This is a genomic window from Pseudomonas putida (assembly GCF_002025705.1).
Lineage (GTDB): Bacteria > Pseudomonadota > Gammaproteobacteria > Pseudomonadales > Pseudomonadaceae > Aquipseudomonas > Aquipseudomonas putida_J.
On sequence record NZ_CP018846.1, the window covers coordinates 3,781,562 to 3,800,751 of the forward strand.

The 19,190-nt window shown below is 61.2% G+C and carries 11 protein-coding genes; 3 read left to right on the top strand and 8 right to left on the bottom strand.

The genetic code is table 11. From position 1 onward, the window contains the following. Positions 1 to 10: 10 nt before the first annotated feature. From BUQ73_RS17160 to BUQ73_RS17175, 4 genes are all read right to left on the bottom strand, one after another. Positions 11 to 1,657 (bottom strand): AMP-binding protein, encoded by a 1,647-nt coding sequence (locus tag BUQ73_RS17160; RefSeq protein ID WP_079228961.1) that lies wholly within the window; start codon positions 1,655 to 1,657, stop codon positions 11 to 13. Positions 1,658 to 1,745: 88 nt separating this feature from the next. After that, on the bottom strand, positions 1,746 to 6,245 hold the full coding sequence (locus BUQ73_RS17165) for an NEL-type E3 ubiquitin ligase domain-containing protein (protein WP_161492849.1): 4,500 nt from the start codon (positions 6,243 to 6,245) through the stop codon (positions 1,746 to 1,748). 103 nt (positions 6,246 to 6,348) lie between these two features. Beyond that, on the bottom strand, positions 6,349 to 7,371 hold the full coding sequence (locus BUQ73_RS17170) for an AraC family transcriptional regulator (protein ID WP_079228963.1): 1,023 nt from the start codon (positions 7,369 to 7,371) through the stop codon (positions 6,349 to 6,351). Between the two features lie 64 nt (positions 7,372 to 7,435). Continuing rightward, positions 7,436 to 8,299 (bottom strand): LysR substrate-binding domain-containing protein, encoded by an 864-nt coding sequence (locus tag BUQ73_RS17175; RefSeq protein WP_079228964.1) that lies wholly within the window; start codon positions 8,297 to 8,299, stop codon positions 7,436 to 7,438. 134 nt (positions 8,300 to 8,433) lie between these two features. On the opposite strand from BUQ73_RS17175, the gene BUQ73_RS17180 reads away from it, so the two are divergent. Both BUQ73_RS17180 and phnX read left to right on the top strand, forming a co-directional pair. Beyond that, on the top strand, positions 8,434 to 9,540 hold the full coding sequence (locus BUQ73_RS17180; protein WP_079228965.1) for a 2-aminoethylphosphonate--pyruvate transaminase: 1,107 nt from the start codon (positions 8,434 to 8,436) through the stop codon (positions 9,538 to 9,540). A gap of 34 nt (positions 9,541 to 9,574) precedes the next feature. Beyond that, positions 9,575 to 10,402, top strand: a complete 828-nt coding sequence (gene phnX / locus BUQ73_RS17185) for a phosphonoacetaldehyde hydrolase (RefSeq protein ID WP_079228966.1) — start codon at positions 9,575 to 9,577, stop codon at positions 10,400 to 10,402. A 114-nt stretch (positions 10,403 to 10,516) separates the two neighbouring features. Here phnX and BUQ73_RS17190 read toward each other — a convergent pair whose 3' ends face one another. Both BUQ73_RS17190 and chrR read right to left on the bottom strand, forming a co-directional pair. Then, on the bottom strand, positions 10,517 to 14,974 hold the full coding sequence (locus tag BUQ73_RS17190; protein ID WP_079228967.1) for an NEL-type E3 ubiquitin ligase domain-containing protein: 4,458 nt from the start codon (positions 14,972 to 14,974) through the stop codon (positions 10,517 to 10,519). Between the two features lie 124 nt (positions 14,975 to 15,098). Next, positions 15,099 to 15,659, bottom strand: coding sequence for a class I chromate reductase ChrR (gene chrR, locus BUQ73_RS17195; RefSeq protein ID WP_079228968.1), 561 nt, complete (start codon positions 15,657 to 15,659; stop codon positions 15,099 to 15,101). A gap of 158 nt (positions 15,660 to 15,817) precedes the next feature. Between chrR and BUQ73_RS17200 the strand changes: the two genes are divergently transcribed. Next, positions 15,818 to 16,036 (top strand): hypothetical protein, encoded by a 219-nt coding sequence (locus BUQ73_RS17200; RefSeq protein WP_027919089.1) that lies wholly within the window; start codon positions 15,818 to 15,820, stop codon positions 16,034 to 16,036. Here the strand turns inward: BUQ73_RS17200 and BUQ73_RS17205 are convergent. Both BUQ73_RS17205 and dnaQ read right to left on the bottom strand, forming a co-directional pair. After that, on the bottom strand, positions 16,020 to 18,269 hold the full coding sequence (locus tag BUQ73_RS17205; protein WP_079228969.1) for an Orn/Lys/Arg decarboxylase N-terminal domain-containing protein: 2,250 nt from the start codon (positions 18,267 to 18,269) through the stop codon (positions 16,020 to 16,022). The two genes, BUQ73_RS17200 and BUQ73_RS17205, sit on opposite strands and share 17 nt — an antisense overlap. A gap of 155 nt (positions 18,270 to 18,424) precedes the next feature. Continuing rightward, positions 18,425 to 19,183 carry a DNA polymerase III subunit epsilon gene (gene dnaQ, locus BUQ73_RS17210; RefSeq protein WP_079228970.1) on the bottom strand — a complete coding sequence of 253 codons (759 nt, stop codon included), beginning with the start codon at positions 19,181 to 19,183 and terminating at the stop codon, positions 18,425 to 18,427. Positions 19,184 to 19,190: the final 7 nt, after the last annotated feature.

The following is a 19,190-nucleotide window of genomic DNA, read 5'->3' on the forward strand; positions in this document are numbered from 1 at the left end:
CGGTTTCCTTTCAAGCGCTGGCAGGGGTGGCCTGTTGCGCGTGTTGTTTGGCGACTTCCTGATTGCGCAGGATGAAGCGTTGCAGCTTGCCGCTCGGGGTCTTTGGCAACTCGCTGACGAATTCGATTTCGCGGGGGTAGGCATGGGCGTAAAGGCGTTGGCGCACATGCTGACGCAGGGTTTCTTCCAGCTGAGCGTCGCCTTGATAGCCTTTGGCCAGCACGACGAACGCCTTGATCAGCTCGGTGCGCTCAGGGTCCGGTTTGCCGATCACCGCTGCCTCTATCACCGCCGGGTGCTCGATGAGCGCGCTTTCCACGTCGAACGGGCCGACCCGGTAACCTGAAGTAGTGATCACGTCGTCACTGCGACCGACGAAGCTGATGCTGCCGTCAGGGTTCAGCTCCACGGTGTCACCGCTGAGGTAGTACTTGCCGACGAAGGCTTTGGTGGGCACGCCGTGATAACCGCCAAACCAGCACAAGGGCGATTGCTCACGGTCCACGGCCAGTATCCCTGGCTGGCCGGCCGGCAATTCGGCACCTTGCTCATCCAGCACGACGATGCGGTGGCCGGGGATGGCAAAACCGGCTGAGCCCAGGTGCACCGGATGTGCCAGGCCATGGTGGTTGCACAGCACCATGCCCAGTTCGGTCTGACCGTAGTGATCGTGGATGGTCACACCCAGTTCGTCGGTGAACCAGCGAATCACCTCGGGGTTGAGCGGTTCGCCGGCGCTGCTGACCACCCGCAGGCGGCCTTTGATCGGCGAGGAAAACTCACTGCCTGCAGCGATCAGCAGCCGATAGGCCGTTGGTGAGCCGGCCAGGTTGCTGATGCCCAGTTTGTCGATGATGCGTGCGCAGCTCTCGACGCTGAACGGGCCATCGTAGAAAGTCGTGGCGTGGCCCAGTGACAAAGGGCCGGTGACTGCGTAATAGAGGCCGTAGGCCCAGCCTGGGTCGGCCAGGTTCCAGAAGTTGTCCTGCGGCCGCAGGTCGATGGCATCGCGCATGTAGCCCTGGAACGCGACGATGGCACGCAAGGGAACTTCGAGTGGCTTGGCCGGGCCTGTGGTGCCTGAGGTGAACATCAGCAGGAAAGGGTCGTCGCCCGTGCGCATGACGGGCTCACACTCGTCAGCTACACCTTCAAGGCAACCATGGAAATCCAGCTCGCCAGCACGTGCCTGCACGGTGATGACCGTCGGACAATCATGAACATCATCCAGCTTGGCGCGGTTGTGCCGGTCGGTGACGACGACGCACGCAGCCGATTGCTCCAGACGATGCTCGATGGCCTTGGGGCCGAACGCGGTGAACAGCGGCTGGTAGACCGCGCCCAGGCGCCAGGTGGCGAGAATCGTCACCAGCAACTCCGGGGTGCGCGGCATCAAGCCTGCAACGCGGTCGCCAGCGCCAACACCCTGGGCCCTGAGCACGTTGGCAAAGCGCGCCGCCAAGGCCGCCAGCTCATCGAAGGTATACCGCTTACTGTCGCCATCGCGGCCTTCCCACAGCAGCGCCAGCTTGCCTCCACCCACATGCCGGTCGCAGCATTCGACACAGGCATTGAGGGCCGTCAATTGGCCTTGCAGCGCTGCGCGGGCAGCCTGGGCATGGTCGAACGAACGGGCGGCATCAGCGTAATCACGCATCGTCAGACTCCTGGTTCTTATTGTTGGAGTGCACCATTGGTCTGACGATGTTGTCGCTACATGCTCTGCCTAGCAATGGCCAAAGCTGTCAATCTGGATGACCGGTTTGGTCGGCAGGTGGCAGTACTGGATCCGCGTCGGCCTCCAACATCGGGGTGGTCAAGAGGATGACCAACCGGTTCTTCATTTCCTCAAGTTCTTTCAACATCAAATCGGATTGGTCTTTATATTCCTGGCTGGTCATTTCAGACATCCGGTCATCTAGCGCTGCTTGTTTTTCATGGGACTGCTCAAGAATGGTAGCGAACTCATCCGCGTGTTGCTTTTCCAGCCATTCCCTCCAGAACTTCTGCTGGCTCAAGAAGGCCGCCTTGGCTTCGACGGTTTCCGCGTCCGCCACAAAGGATCGTGCGGCATCCAAAGCATTCTTTGTGATTTCACGTTTGACGAGGTTCTCATACAACATCGAGCTCGGCTGGCCTGGCAGCCTCATCTCGTCGGCCAACTGCAACCGGAAATAAAGACTGACCTCGACGGCATCAAGGTTTGGGTGGGCATTGATGAACGTGCCAATATACTCCTTCAGTCGATTCAACCGGAACAAGCCTTGGCCCAAGTCCAGCAATGCCTGTTGCTGTTTACCCTCTGCTGCAGCGCGCATTGTGTTGTTCGCCAATGCGAGAAGATAAAGCTCGCTGAAAAGATCGATGACGTCATCCCCACACGTAACCTCGGCCCCCGCGTAGTTACGAACATCATCGGCCAGCGTCTCGGAGGTGTCCATAGCATCAAGCAGCGTCCACACTCGAGTAGTAAGCTCAGTCCGATGGACTTGATAATCGCTGCTGTCCTGCAGCCTCCTCAGAATTTCTTTTAATTCCTCATTGCTTTGCCCGTCGAACAATCGATCCCACCTCGCCCCACGCGCTTCGGCCTCCTCACCATTTACCCAGAGCGCCCTGGCAGCCAGCTCCGGCGGAGCAGGCTGTGGGGCGGGCCGATGGACAGGCGCAGGGCGCGCATACAGGCGGTCCAGTTCCGCTGCCTCAACTGCGCTCCGATCCAACAGAATCGAAGCACGAAATGTATACGGCATTTCCCGGATGGCCGCCGGAACATCGCGCAGGTAATTGGACCGCAGGTCGATCCGGTACAGTAGTCGACACTGTTCCAACCCTGCTGGCCATTCCAGCAGCCCGCACTGCCTCAGGCTCAGGCGCCTCAGCGATGAAGCCCAATTGGCCACACTCAGGCGGCGAATCGCCGGATTGAAACTGAGGTCCAGATCCTCCAGGCGGGTCAGTGGGCTGAGCGCTGCAACTGCACTCTCGCGGCTGCGGATGCGATTGTAAGAGAGCGCCAGCCTTTCAAGAAATCGTAGATGCCGAATGCCGAGCGGTAGCGCCTCCAGGCGGTTACGCGACATGTTCAGACGGCGAAGGTGCCCGAAGCAACTGAAGAAGCTGTCGGGAATTGCCTGAAGGTCGGTATTGACCATCGTCAGGGAGGTGACGTGATGGAAGTCGATCGCAGCATCCAGTTCAGGTAGGCTGCTCACGCTATGGCTGCCAAGGTCCAGCACAAAGCCGCGCACAGTATTCTCCTGGACATCGATCGGCAATTGCCTGCGCCAAGCTGCTTGCAACCTTTGCGCAAGCATGCGACGCGCTGCCCGTTCAGCTCGTGCCCCGTCAGCGATCCACGTGGCCAGCCGACTGTCGAGCAGATAGTAGTTCTGCTCTTCTTGAATCAGGGCTGCGTAAGGGTTGGCAGCGTCCAGAATGCGATTCAAGTGCTCATCGATCTGCCTGGGTGTATCACCCCGATAGAGCCTGGACAACCGCCGCCGAACCCTCCACCCCGGGCCCCGCTCATTAGAAACGCTGCCGCCCAGCGGATACCCTACACGGCCATCTTTCAATCGCTGCCCCGGATTGAACCAGCCCTGCTGCTCCTGCCAGCCCAATTGCCTCACCAGCTTCTGCCGGCCTGCGGGCAGCAAATTGACGACTTGCCGCCGCAGCTCGCCAGCCTGATCATGGCTGCCCAGGCTGAGGGCGGCTTTCTCTTCCGATGTCAGTAACGTGACGATGGCCTGGAAGAAGTCATCAGGAACACTGCTCTGCTCAGGGCACTCCAGGCCGTTCGTGTCATACAGCACAAAGGCGCTCTCCTTGCGTGCCAGTATGACCCGACCTGCCTCCGGCTCTTGCGAGTTGAGCACTGCCAGCAGGCGCCCCTCCGCCGAGCCAAAGCGCAATTCCACGCGTTTGTTGAAAGACCAATGGTCAAGCCGTGAAAGCAACCCGAGCGCCAACTCGCCGCTTTCATCGCTGTACGCGTTGCGCAGCATCACGCCTTGCACTGCATGATTAAGCCTGGCGAGCTGAAGCAGAGAACGCGCCTTGGTCGCAACTGGCAACGGCAGCCGTTCCAGCAACACGATCTCTTCACGCTGGTCGGCACTGACCTGACTGGCCAAGTCGCTGGCATAATCGTTCGGCAAGCCAGCAAAATCGCGTTTGAGCACCCGCACGACAGGGTCAGTACCTGACTCCACAGATGTCAGAAAATCGAACAGGTCATGGCGTAGTTCGCTCTGTTGCTCGAGGATAGCCGCAGAACGCTCGGCACTTTCCATCTCGGCCAAGCCGGGGCGTGTCTTGCACCACTCGAGCAGGGCCTGGTCATCAACCTCGGTCGCGCCGGCGGCCACAGTACTGAAGAAGCGCTCGATCCGTTCATCTGCCTCGAAACGGCGCAGTGTTTCGCGCACGTTGGCCGGCAAGGGGCGGTTATCCACCAGGGTGCCACGCAGTTCGTCCACATCGCTGCAGCTCGCCTGCAGTACCTGCTGGGCGCGCTGCTGATCAAGGGGTGGCTCTTGCGGCCAAAGACGGGCGAGCATCTGCTGTGCATCATTCCAGTCCATGGGCGAGTCGTCAGGCAGCAGCCACAGGCGCTCGGCGTTGCGCTGCAGCACCGGCCCATAAGCCTGTGGCCGGTCCGGATGAACCAGCCGCCTGGCCCCATTTTCACTCGGTTGATGCACCTCGTAGTGGTGCTCGCCAGCCTTCAGCCAACGGCGGTTACCACTGCTATACAGGCCATCCTCCCCGAGGGTTGCGTCATCCGGCAACCCGCTCTCGTAGAGACTCAGGTCGCCGTTCCACAGCCCTTGGGTGTCATCGTCCAACGCGACTGTTTCCAGGCCATCGGCGAGCACTTTATCGACAGCAAGACCTACAGCGGCACCAATACCCACCCCAACCGCCGTGGCTGCAGCGATTTGCGCCACGTTCAGTGCATGCTGCAACGCCTCGTGATCATGCCCCTTGGCCCAGTCTGCAACCCCTTCGAAGACTTGGGTGCAAACATCTTTCAGCAACGTCCCCAGCAGCACGACCCCTACCGCCGGGATGAAGAATGCGGCTAGCCCGGCCATCTCCCAGCCAAGCGACTTCCAGTCCTCCAGACGTTGGCGGCTGGCCTTGGCATCCGCATCTGTAGTAGGCACAAGCAGTACCTTGGCATCTGCGCGCACACGTTCGACCTGCGTATCCACCCATCTTGCAAAGACCGAACCGTGACCGGTATCGCCTTCGATCTCCAGATCGGGTAGCGCATCGCTCAAGCGCAACTGCAGCTGACGGAAAAACGCGTTGCGATCATCCAAAGCGATCAACTGCAGCAATTCATGCAGGTAATGCTCCTGCATGAGGTCGGTTACCATTTCTTTTTGCAGGTCATGCGTTGAACTGTGCCAGCGCAATGGATTGCGAGCGTCGGCAGGCATGTAGGTAACCACACCGGCATTGTCACCATCGGCAGTTTGCAACTGGATGATCAGCGCCTCATGAACGCGTACGCCCAGTATGGACATCAAACCAGGATACGCCGTGAGCCTGTGCTCGGTGCCCGTCGCGCTAGCGCCTTCGACGTAGTATTCCAGTGCGGCTTTCACGTCGCTGTCGATCTTGCGCTTCAGAAACGCAACGTGCACGGCTAGCTTGAACCCCGCAAGTTTGTCCGTGCTCAGCAGTGCCTTGTTCTGGGTGAAATGTCGCTCAAGCAACGTCTGGTACTGTTTTCCGGCATCCAGTTCGCGGCACGCTTCGATCAATTGCGCGGTGTGGCCAATGACCTCTTCATCATCTCGCTGGATAACCAGACCGCTGCCGCTCAGCGGTGTGACGCCTGCGGCAAAGTTCTGCATCAGGCGCGGCAGCGCAGGCTGCACTTCCCAAGATTCCTGAATATGGGGAGTGGATTGCCCTACCTCCTCGCGGATCTTTCTTCGCCATTGCAGCGTGGTCAGTGTCTGCCCGCTGGGCAGCATGCTTGCCAGAGCTTCGGAGTACATGCTCTCGGCGAATACCTTTAGGGGCGCTACTGCCTTGGTCGCGTCAGCCACGGCCACCTGGCTGGCTCTATGGTTGGCGATCAATACCCGCAACTTGTAAATGTTCGCTGCAGAAGCACCTTTGATCCATTGAGGGAGCGACTGGGTGAAAGCGTCAGCGGCTTTTTTCATCTCGCCGGCAGTGATACTGCCGCGAATACTGGGTGTAGCTGGAAATTGTCGCATGAGGAACCCTCTGTTCTTGAGAGGGCACAATCTTTCACCCATACCGTGGAAGGTTCAGAGGGAAGCGAAACAGTAGCCACAGCAAATCCGGGAGCGGCGCCCCTCAGCAGTGGGGACCGCGTGCCTGGACCAGCGCTCGGTAATGGCCTGGATTGCAGCCGAACCACTTGCGAAATGCCTTGTAAAACGAACTGCTGTCGGCAAACCCCAGGCGTTCGGCGATGTCCGCCATGGAGGGGTCAAGATCGCTGAGCCAGGTGATCGCCAATTCGCGTCGCACGCTGTCCTTCAGCCCCTGGTAGGTCTGCCCTTCCTCGGCCAAACGCCGGCGCAAGGTGGAAGGCGACAGACACAGTTGCCGGGCCAGCGCGTCGGCATCGGGCCACTGATTCGGGTGCCGATGCAGCAGGTCGTTGCGCACGCGCCGCCCCAGGCTGGCAGGGTCGCGATACTTGACCAGGATGTTTCCAGGCGCTTCGGCCAGAAAGCGCTGCAACTCTTGCGGCGTCCGTTTAAGTGGCAGGTCAAGGCTGTCGGCGGCAATGATCATGCGCGTGCGCTGCCTGTCGAATTGCAGGCTTTCCGAGAACATGACCCGGTAATCATCGCAGAAAGAGGGCTCGGAGCAACGCAGGTCGATGGCCAGGATCGGGATGCGGCGCCCCGCCAGCCAGCAGGCGACACCATGCACGATCATCCAGAAGGTGAAGTAAGTAAACGCCCGGCGCGGCTGATCGCAGGGTTCGTTGATGACGATTTCGGCCAGGCTCTGCTGGCGCACCAGGCTGGGCTGCAGGTCTTCGAGCATCAGCGAAAGGAAGCCGAGCGCAACCTCCAGGCCCTCGCCCAGGGTAGGCTGGGCCATGGCCGCACGGCTCAGGAATGCCAGGCTGCCCACTGGCAGGCCACGCCGGTCCATGGCAAAGAATTCATCGTTGCAACGCCGTGCCAGCAGCCGCCACAACCGCGCATAGGCCTCGGCAGGCACCCGCGCCTGCGGCAGTTCAAGCTGCGCAGGGTCGATACCGGCACGCATCAGCACGCCGAGATCGGCTTGCCCATTGGGGCAAGTCTGCAACAGCGCTTCACGCACCAGTTGCATGGAGATGGTGTCTTTTTCGCTCATCGGCCATCCAGGCTGCTCTGTGCCGGCCATGTTAGGCCTGGCAAGGGAAAATGTCAGCGCTGTATCACTGGCTCTGCGCCAACCCCATGAAGGCCTGGATCAACCGCAGTTCACGCCGCCGGTCCAGGCAGCCGATCATGTGCTGGTTGACCAGCCCCTTGCCCGCCAGCGGCCTTGCCACCACACGCGGGTCGTTGGCCACTTCGGTCGACGAAACCACCCCCACCCCCAGTTCCGAGGCCACCGCCTCGGTCACGGCTTCCCGGCTGTCGAGCTCGAGCAGCACACGTGGCTGCACGCCCGCCGCGGCGCAGGCTTTGTCGAACGTACGGCGGGTCGTCGAACTGGGCTCGCGCAAGACCATGATCTGCTGGTGCAGTTGCGCCAACGGCAAGTCACCTTCGCCGCTCGCCCAGGCATGGCCGGCCGGTAGCAGCGCACACAACTGCGACTCGCACAGGGCCTGCAGATACAGGCCCTTGCGCGGCTCGATCTCGGTCAGCACGGCGACATCGGCGTGCTCCGACAGCAGCGCCGCCAGTGTTTCCTGGGCATTACCCAGGCGCAGATTGACGGTGATGCCCGGATAGCGCTCGCGTAACTGGGCGAGCATCGGCATGACCCGGTGTGGCCCGTCCGCAGCCACTTCCAGCCGACCGGTAAGCAACTGCCGGTTGGCCTCGAGCATCGCCTGGGCCTCTTCCGCCAGGCCGAACATCGCGCGAGTGATGGCCGCCAGTCGGGTGCCCTCCTCGGTCAGTTCGACGCGCCGGGCAGTACGGCGCAACAGGGTGATCTGGTAGTGCTCCTCCAACGCCTTGACATGCCCGGTAACCGCCGGCTGGCTGATGAACAGGCGTGCCGCGGCACGGGTGAAGCTGCCCTCCCGGGCGACGGCATCGAAGGCACGCAGCTGAAACAGGTTCATATTTATCGGCCTGACTTATAGCTCGGATAACAACAAACAATTTGATTGATAGGCAGGCGAATTGCAACCTAGGCCCCGTAGTTTCAGCGCCAGATTTTCCGGCTGACCACCCGCCGCTTGTGAGGAACCACGGAATGAGCAACGCCCCGATCCTGCTGACCCCCGGCCCCCTGACCACCTCCGCCCGCACCCGCCAAGCCATGCTGGTGGACTGGGGCTCCTGGGACCGCGACTTCAATCAACTCACCGCCAGTGTCTGCGAACAGCTGCTGGCAATCATCGACGGCAGCGCCAGCCACCACTGCGTCCCCCTGCAGGGCAGCGGCACCTTCGCCGTGGAAGCCGCCATCGGCACCCTGGTACCGCGCGATGGCAAGGTGCTGGTGCTGATCAACGGTGCCTATGGCCAACGCCTGGCGAAGATCTGCAAGGTACTGGGGCGCACCTACAGCACCTTCGAGACCGCCGAGGACCAGCCGACCACCGCCACCGACGTTGACCGCCTGCTGGCCGCCGACCCTGCGGTGACCCACGTGGCGCTGATCCACTGCGAAACCAGCACCGGCATCCTCAACCCGTTGCCAGAGATTGCCCAGGTGATCAAGCGCCACGGCAAACGCCTGATCATCGATGCCATGAGTTCGTTCGGCGCGCTGCCGATCGATGCCCGCGAGATCCCCTTCGAAGCGCTGATCGCCGCCTCCGGCAAATGCCTGGAAGGTGTACCCGGCATGGGCTTCGTCTTCGCTGAAAAAGCCGCCCTGGCCGCTGCCGAAGGCAACGCCCACTCGCTGGCCATGGACCTGCACGACCAGTACACCTACATGGCCAAGACCGGCCAGTGGCGCTTCACCCCGCCGACCCATGTGGTCGCCGCCCTGCATGAGGCGCTGCAGCAATACAACGAGGAAGGTGGCCTGCCTGCCCGTCACCAGCGCTACGCCAGCAACTGCAAGACCTTGCTCGACGGCATGGCCGCCATCGGCCTGCGCAGCTTCCTGCCAGCGGATATCCAGGCGCCGATCATCGTCACCTTCCATGCGCCGAACGACGCCCGCTACCAGTTCAAGGACTTCTACGAGCGGGTAAAGGCCAAGGGCTTCATTCTCTATCCGGGCAAGCTGACCCAGGTCGAAACCTTCCGCGTCGGCTGCATCGGCGTGGTCGGCCCGGACGGCATGCAGGCCGCCGTGAATGCCGTGGCCGAGGTGCTGCGGGAAATGGAAGTGCTGGACATCTGACCCTTTGCCCAACCGAACTCAGGAATTAGCGCACATGAATTACAACAACCCCACCCAGCTGCAAGCCGCGATCCTCGACTGGGCCGGCACCGTGGTCGACTTTGGCTCGTTCGCCCCGACGCAGATATTCGTCGAGGCTTTCGCCGAGTTTGACGTCCAGGTTTCCATCGAAGAAGCCCGAGGCCCGATGGGCATGGGCAAGTGGGATCACATCCGCACCCTGTGCGACGTACCAGAAATCGCCGAGCGCTACCGCAAGGTGTTCGGCCGCACCCCCACCGACGACGACGTCACCGCTATCTACAACCGTTTCATGCCGCTGCAGATCGAAAAGATCGCCGTGCACTCGGCACTGATCCCCGGTGCCCTGGACACCCTCACAGGCCTGCGTCAGGGCGGCCTGAAGATCGGTTCGTGCTCGGGCTACCCGAAGGTGGTGATGGACAAGGTGGTGGAACTGGCCGCGAAGAATGGCTATGTCGTCGACCATGTGGTGGCCACCGACGAAACCCCGAACGGCCGCCCATGGCCAGCCCAGGCCCTGGCCAACGTCATTGCCTTGGGCATCGACGATGTGGCGGCCTGCGTGAAGGTTGACGACACCGTGCCGGGCATCCTGGAAGGCCGCCGTGCCGGCATGTGGACCGTGGCGCTGGTGTGCTCGGGCAACGCCTTGGGCCTCACCTGGGAAGGCTATCGGGCCTTGAGCTCGGAGAAGCTTGAAAGCGAGCGCAAGCGTATTCACGCGATGTTCGAGAGCTCACGCCCGCATTACCTGATCGACACCATCAATGAACTGCCAGAGGTAATCGCTGATATCAACCAGCGCCTGGCCAAAGGCGAGATGCCGCAGGCGTTCTGACCGCTCGACGTCGAGCCCATCGCGGGCAAGCCCACTCCCAAGGTTCACATCGAGCCTGAAGGAGCGGGCTTGCCCGCAACAGCATCTGGGCAGATTGCCTGGCCCGCGTGGCGCCTACCCTCTGTTGCGCTCAAGGCTGCGAATGAGCTGCGCGCTGACCTGCAGTCTCAATGCATGGGTATCGGCGTCCTGCTCATTGTTCACCTCACCCAGGCGGTTTCGATACTCAAGCTCACCCAGTTGCGCACGCTGCCCTTCGATCACATTGCGCCTCTCTTCATAGAGTTGTGCCAGGTCCCTGAAAGCATCAGCATACTCCAGGGCCAGAAAACGCTGCCAGAATGCCCGGCGGCAAAGGCTGCCTGCCAGATGTTCCGGTGTTTCGGTTTCACGTAACGCACGCATTGCCTGGAGCAACTGCTCTTCGGTTATCTGTCCGTTCGGTGAACTGCGCATTGCCCATGGCTGCAGGGGCAGGTTCAAGCGTTGCCGCAGACGCACTCGGTAGCCAAGGACAATGGCCGTGCGGTCAACAGGTAACCTTGACTGTTCACGTCGGGCAACATCCCTGCGGGCAAACTGATCCAGAAAATCCAGGCGCATGAGCGTGCGCCCCAACTCCACCAGCTCGCCACCGCGCCCAACAGCCACACGGCCTTCAGCCCGAACGATACGCAAACGCAGTGATAGCTGGCTGAAACGTTCGATGGCTGCGTTGCCATCGGTTACCGGCGACGCGAGCAGCACGTCGACTTGCCGGCGGAACTCGGCATTGTTCTCCCTCTCCATGAGAACCCGCCACCCCTGTTCGAGCAGGTACGGCTGCGACCAACTGAAGTCGGAAAAATCAATCAACTCACCCAACAGCGAGACAAGCATCGCGCCCGGTGTCGTTGCCTGCAACGCGTCCCAGGTCGTGCCACGTTCAAACTGCGTTGAGGCATCCTCCCCCACCCACCATGCACGGATATCGATTGCCGACCTGCTCGTTTCGACCGGCTCTTCCGGGACACTATCCAATGCATGGAAACGCTGGAGGGCGACACTGCTCATGTGATTACCGTCCAGCAGGAAAGCACGACGAAACTCGTAGGGCATCTGCAGCAAGCTATGGGGAGGTACTTGCAGTTGGTTGTCGCGAAAGTCCGCTACTTCGAGAAAGCCACAGAGCTCGACACCCGTCGGCCATGCCCCCAGCTGACAGTTGCGCAAGTAGAGGCTAACCATGTGCGGTAAATGACTGAACCTCATTGAAAACTGACCGAGTGGATTGTGGCTGAGATCAAGTGAGGAGAGGCGCGGTAGACCGGTCAATGCTTCTTGGCCAGCAGCATCCAGTCGAATGTTGTTACGCGCCAAGCGTAACTCACGTAGTTCGGTCAGGTAAGAAATGCCCACGGGGATGCGCAACAGGGCATTGTTGCTCATGTTCAAAACCTGCAAATGAGGGAATGAACTGAGAAACTGTGCAGGTACTTCACTGACCGCAGTACTGCTCATGACCAACGAAGTGATGAAGCTGAAGTCCAACTGCAATGGAAACTCTGGAACGGTGGTGATGTTCAGGTCGGTCAGGCTCAGGCGCTGCCCGGCTGCGCGGCCATCGCTCGCAGGTACAACCTCGGCCTGGGCAGCCCATGCACTTCGCAAGCGTTGGGTGACGTATCCACGCGTTTGCCGCCTGGCATCATTGAGTTCACTGCCCTGCCAGCGCTGCAGGGCTCTTTCCAGCTGCTCATGGTCGTCCTGCAATTCAAGCAAAAGCTCGTAGGCCGATGCGCGCCCTGCAAGCCTACGTTGCAACTCATCGTCCAGTTGCGCTTCGCTCAAGCCAGGGAAATACCGGCGCATGCCATCTCGCAGCACCTCCCGAGAGGTTCTGGGACGACCGGCACCACGACCACTGAGCAGATAACCGACGCGACCATCCTCCAGACGTTGCCCAGGGTTCAGCCAGCGCTTGCGATCTGGCCACTCCAGAAATCTTGCAACCGCGTCGTGGTCATCAGGCAACTGCTCAAGTGACCGGGCGCGTAACGCCTGGCTGGCCTCGACAGGGCTCTCTATGCCCATTTCAGCCAGCTGGTCAGGCGATAGCAGTGAGGCGATGACCTCGAACAGGTCCCCTGGGTCGCCTACAGACAGCCCAAGCTCACCACCATCGGCCCCATAGACTTTGAACTGTCCATCTTGGCGTACCAGTTCCCGCAATGGCGTAGCATCTTGCTGCGCCACCAGACTTGCCACCAGACGCCCATCGACCTCATCTTCGCGCAGGTTGATATTGGCGGTCAGTGGTCCCAACTGATTGAGCAGGGCAAAGATCAGCTCGCCTGTTTCAGTGCTGTATGCACTGGCCAGGTACAGCCCCGCCAACGCCCTGCTGATTCTCGCCACGCGCAGCAGTGAAGTGGCTTTGAGTGCCAGTGCCTGGGGAAGCTTGCCGGTCCTGAACGCTTCGTTTTGCTCAAGCGTACTGGCCTGCTCCACCAGGCGCTTGGCATAGCCACCCTCCAGGCCAGGAAAATCCCTTTGCAGCAGTTTCAGCAGCAGGTCATCGCCAACCGGATCCAGACGGGCAAGATGCGCATATAGCTTTCCACGCAGTTGCGGCTTTGCCTCAAACACCTGCGCTATGCCCTTGCCCACATCGGGCAATGCCTCGCACCACGCCAACAGCGCCTCGTCCTCCGCATCGAGACGTTTGCGCTGCAAATGTTCGAAGAATCGCTCGATCCGCTCATCCGCCTCAAAGCATCGCAGTGCTTCACGCAGGTTGACCGGCAACACTCGGTTCTCCATCAGGATGCCACGCAACTCGTCCTGATCGACCCCTGCCACGCGTAGCACCTGCTCGGCCCGCTGCGCGCCGATCATCGGGTGCTGTGGCCACAGCCGGTCAAGCATCTGCGCGCTGTCATCCCACTCCCAGGGCCGTTCGCATATGGGCCGCCAGCAACGCTCTTCGTTATGCAACACGGCTGGCTCGTATGCCCCCGATCGCCGCGGGTGGCGTAATCGATAAGGTCCTTCAGGGTCGGGCCGATGTATCTCGTAGTAACGTGAACCGGAGCGCAGCCAACGCTGCTTGCCGTCCCCATACAAGCCATCGGGACGCAGGGTAATGCTCTCCGGTGTCGACTCGTAAGGTACGAGGTTGTCATCCCACAAACGCTGAACACCGGCTTTTACGTTGACGGGTTCCATGGCAGCTACCAGGGCACTGCGCAAGACACTCACGCCTATCACGGTAGCCGTGGTAGCGGCCAGCGCCTCGGCCACACCGAGCATGTGCTCCAATGCCTCATGTCGATGCCCCTCATACCAGTCCTGAGCGCCTTCGAAGACATCGCCCAACGTCTGCAACACCAGTTGCCCCAGCACCAGTGCACCGACCGCCGGAATGAAAAGGCCTGCCAGGTTGATCAGGTTCAGGCCTGCTGACTTCCAGGCTTCGTGCCTGGCGTGGGCGGCCTTGGCATCGGCCTCGAGGGTTGGAACCAGCAGCAACCGCGCATCATCCTTGGTGCGTTTGACCTGGGCACCGGCCAGCGCCGCAAAAATGCTGCCCTGGATCACCACACCTTTCATTTCAAGATCAGGTGAGGGGTCTTTCAGACGTTTTCCCAGCAGCGCGACAAAGCTGGCCCGCGCGCTCAGGCTGATCAGCTGATAGAAGAATGAACGGTAGCCTTCACCCTGCAACAACGAAGCCACGGCCTTGTTCATCGACGCTTCATCTGCAAAATAGCGCAAGGCTTGCAACGGGTCGCTCGGCAAGTAGAGCAGGATACCCACCTGCTCTCCTTGAACATTGCGCAACCGGACAAGCATGCCGTCGGCTGCAGCCTGGCCAAGCACTTGCAAAGTACCGCCATAACCACGCAGCCCCGACTCATGAAGATGAATCTCGTCGCGGGTCATCTCCAACAGCGCGATCTCCACCTCGGCCGAAATATCGCCTTTCATCGCGGCAATCTTGCTGGCCAGGGCAAGCCCTGAGCGCTTGTCGTCTGTCAGGATGCCGAGGGCTGCAGCATTGAAGACCTGATCCAGTTCATTCTGATACTGCTGCCCCGCATCCAGCTTTCTGCACTCGGACGCAAGCTCGGCTTCCGAGATCGAGATAACTTCGTCGAAGCCGGGCGCAACCAAGCCGGAGCCGGCGTAGAAGGAGCTACCACGCTCGAAGTTGCTCATCAACCTCAAGATGCCACTGGTGCGCGTTGCCTGGTAACCATAAGCCTGCATATCAGAACTGCCGAGCGTACCGATCCAGGGGGTTACTTCCAGCCACTCGAGCTGCGAGAACTCCACCCCTGCAGGCAACGGTTTCGCCAACAGTGGCTTGAGGTGCCTTTCGGCGAATACGTCCAGCGGTTCCAGCTTGAGGGTAAGCCCACGCAGACGCGCCTGACTGGCCTGGTGGGCACTGAAGGCAGCACGTAAACTTGCCATCTGGGCGCGCGAGGCACGCCGCAACCATGCTGGCAATTTTTCGCCAATGAAATCATCGGTTGCGTCGAGGATCTTTTCATCGCCCGTGCGCGCCGCCGGCATTTTGTGGGTCATTGTCGCTCCAGCAAACTAGTTCAGGAGCGTCAATTCTGTTGGGCGGATGAGCAACACTACAGCTGGAATGGATGCCGCGCGCACCGCTGACGACGCAGTGCTGGGCATCCACAAGCAGGTCCGTTCAGACCGCCCGATTCAGTTTCACCCACGAAGCGAACTTGTCGATGAAGCCCTGCAAGAAGGGCCGGGTCTTGTCATTGAGTTTGCCACTGTCCTCGAACAGGCTCGCTGCCCCACCGATGTAAGCCTCTGGCATCTGCATGCACGGCATGTCGAGAAACACCAGCGACTGGCGCACGGCATGGTTGGCACCGAACCCGCCAATGGCACCCGGCGAGACGCTCACAACCGCTGCCGGCTTGCCGCTCCAGGCGCTTTGCCCGTAAGGCCGCGAACCGACGTCAATGGCATTCTTCAGGCCGCCCGGCACCGAACGGTTGTACTCCGGCGTGACGAACAGCACCGCATCACTGCGGCGAATCTCATCGCGAAAACGCTTCCACTCCTCAGGCACCCCCTCGGCTTCGACATCTTCGTTGTACAGCGGCAAGTCGCCGATCTCGACGATCTTCAAGGCAAGGCTGGACGGCGCCAGCTCCGAAAGTGCGCGGGCCACCTTGCGGTTGTAGGAGTCCTTGCGCAAGCTGCCGACCACAACCGCTACCGAATACACCTGGCTCATGGCGTTATCCATCCTTTGCTGGGAAAAGGGACGTCAGTAGTTATAGATGACCGTTCCTCGGCGGCCTGGATTTTTTTCCACCCTGCGAAAACTTCCGGGTACCTTATACGGTCTATGTCTGCAGACATTTCCTACGTAATTCAGAGGTTTTCCCCCAAATGGCAGCAGTAATGGTCGGCCAGTTCCACGCCCGTGACGCCGAAGGCCGTATCTACCCCGTCCACGAGTTCCAGGAGTCCACCCTCCAGGCAGACGGCAGCGCACTGGGCGCACCGATCACCACCTACCGCCTGGCCATCGGCGACCGCGTCAACCACCTGGGTGAGAACCGCTTCGAACTGGCACAGACCGGCGTCGAGATCATTCGCATTCCTTGATGCAATCGACCGTGTACTGGCCGTTTTCGCACTGCAGGCCATGCACATCGGCGACGAACCCCGGGAAACCACTGTTGAAGGCCCGGGCGAACGCCAGGTAATCGAGGATCGAGCGGGTTGCTTCGGTAAACCGCTCGCCCGGCATGATCAGCGGAATCCCCGGCGGGTACGGCACCAGCATCACCGCCGCGACCTTACCCAGCAGGGCTTCGATCGGCACCGCCTGCACCTCCCCGCGCACCATCTGGTCATAAGCCCGCGCCGGGCTCACCGCCACTTCCGGCAAACGCGTGAACAAGCGCTTGAGCTGCTTGGCCGTGGCATTGGCGCGATAGCAGTCATGCAACTGATCGCACAGGTCGCGCAGCCCCAGGCCTTGGTAACGTACAGCATCGACCGCGACGACGCTTGGCAGGCAGGAACTCAGCGCAGTGTTGCCGTCGTAATGGCGCTTGAACTCCAGCAATTCGGTAAGCAGCGTGCTCCACTTGCCCTTGGTGATGCCCATCGAGAACAGCACCAAAAAGCTGTACAGGCCGGTCTTCTCCACCACCAGCCCGCGCTCCCAGAGGAACTTGCTGACCACCGCCGCCGGTATGCCGTGCTCATCCAATACGCCACCGGCGCTGAGCCCGGGCATCACCAAGGTCACCTTCAACGGGTCGAGCAGCACGTAGTCATCGGCCACCTCGCCAAAGCCATGCCACTCGGCGCCCGGTTTCAGCAGCCAGTCCTGTGCAGCCAGGTGATGAATGCCCTCCGCCGCTGGCGGCTGCCAGATGCTGAACCACCAGTCAGCGGCGGCGATATGCTCGCGCAGGTTGGCCAGGGCACGTCGGAAGCTCAGGGCTTCGTCGAACATCTCTTGCAGCAGCGAGCGCCCGGCCGGGCCTTCCATCATGGTCGACGCCACGTCCAGCGAGGCGAGGATGCTGTATTGCGGCGAGGTGGAGATATGCATCATGAATGCTTCGTTGAAGCGGTCGCGGTCCAGCTGGCGCTGGGCGCCATCCTGCACGTGAATCATCGATGCCTGGCTGAAAGCGGCCAGGAGCTTGTGAGTGGAATGGGTGCTGAACACCAGCGGGCTGCTTTCGCTGCACGCGGTGCCCATGGCGTAGCGACCCTCGAAAAACTCATGGAACGCCGCATAGGCGAACCAGGCCTCGTCGAAGTGCAGCACTTCAACGCTGGTACCCAGCGCCTGCTTGATCAGCCCAGCGTTGTAGCACAGCCCGTCGTAGGTGGAATTGGTCACCACCGCCAGCTTGATCCGTGGCTCACGCCCTGCGGCCAGTGGGTTGGCCTGGACCTTGGCCTGGATCGACTCAGGGCTGAACTCGCTGAGCGGAATCGGCCCGATGATGCCCAGTTCGTTGCGCTCCGGGCACAGGTAGATGGGAATCGCCCCGGTCATGATGATGGCGTGGACCACCGACTTGTGGCAGTTGCGGTCGACCAGCACCAGGTCATCGCGACCCACCATCGCATGCCAGACGATCTTGTTGGCGGTGGAAGTGCCATTGATGACGAAAAAGGTGTGGTCGGCGCCGAAGTTACGCGCTGCACGGGCCTCGGCCTCGGCCAAGGGGCCGGTATGATCGAGCAGCGAACCCAGCTCCGGCACCGAGACCGACAAGTCCGAGCGCAGGGTATTTTCGCCAAAGAACTGGTGGAATGCCTGGCCCACCGGACTCTTGCGGTAGGCCACACCTCCGCCGTGGCCAGGGGTGTGCCACGAGTAGTTGGACTGGGCAGTGTGCTGCACCAGGGCCTTGAAAAACGGCGGCAGCAGGCCGTCGAGGTAGTTGTGCGCAGCACGTGCCACCTGGCGGGCGAGAAACGGCACGGTGTCCTCGAATAGGTAAAGGATGCCACGCAGCTGGTTGAGCTCGCTCATGGCCTCGCCGGGGGCGTTTTCCAGGGTGACCTGCTCGCCCAAGGCGAAGATCGGCAGGTCAGGCGCACGCAGGCGGGCCAGGCGAATCAGCTCGGCCATGTTCTGCAGCAAGTGGGTGTTTTCGCCGACGCCTTCGGCCGCGATCAGCATGCAGGCCAGGCCATGGTGGGTGGTGGCGACCAGGCGCGCTTCGGCGTGGTCGGCGGCCTTGATGATGGCGAAGCCGTCCTGGCTCAGCTCCTCGGCGATTCCGCGGATGCGCTCGCCGGCAACGCTGTCAGCCTTGATGGCACGGTGGACGATGAGAATCGGGAACTTGAGGTCCTTGTACATCCGGCAGCTACCTCCGCAGGACTTGTTGTCCTATTGAGGGTAGTAGGCCCTGTACTGTCTGTACCGGCCTCTTCGCGGGTAAACCCGCTCCTACAGGCTGTGGAGATCACTGTGGGAGCGAGTTCACCCGCGAAGAGGCCAGTACAGACAACAAATCAGCCGGCAGATGTCTCGGTAAGGGCTTGCCACATCGAAGGCCCACCCGCCGACTTGGCCACCGCCGCCAGCCGCTCGGCATGCGCCTCGAGTTCCTCGGCACTGGCCATGATCACCCGCCCCGGCGCGCGCCCGACGATGCGGCGGATCTCGCTGCCACCCGTGCCCTGCCCTTCACCATCACCATCGGCCCCGTGCCCAGCCAGCGACAAGCTGGTCTGGCCGCCGGTCATCGCCAGGTAGACGTCAGCCAGCAACTCGGAGTCGAGCAATGCGCCGTGCAGTTCACGGCCGGAGTTGTCGATGTCGTAGCGTTTGCACAGCGCATCGAGGCTGTTGCGCTGCCCCGGGTGACGGGCGCGGGCCAACAACAGGGTATCGAGGATGGTGCAGTGGTTGGCGATGTCGGCGCGGTCGCTTTGCCCCAGCAAAGCGAACTCGTTGTTGATGAAACCGACGTCGAACGCCGCGTTGTGGATGACCAGGGTGGCACCCTGGATGAATTCGAAGAACTCTTCGGCCACATCGGCGAAACGTGGTTTGCCGACCAGGAACGCATCAGTGATCCCGTGGACGTTGATCGCGCCCTCGTCACTTTCGCGGTCAGGCTGCAGGTAGACGTGGAAGTGCCGCCCGGTCAGGCGCCGGCCCATGACCTCGACACAGCCGATCTCGATGATCCGGTGGCCTTCGCTGACCGGCATACCGGTGGTTTCGGTATCGAGAATGACCAGGCGTTTATCTTGCTGCTGCTCCACGCGGGGC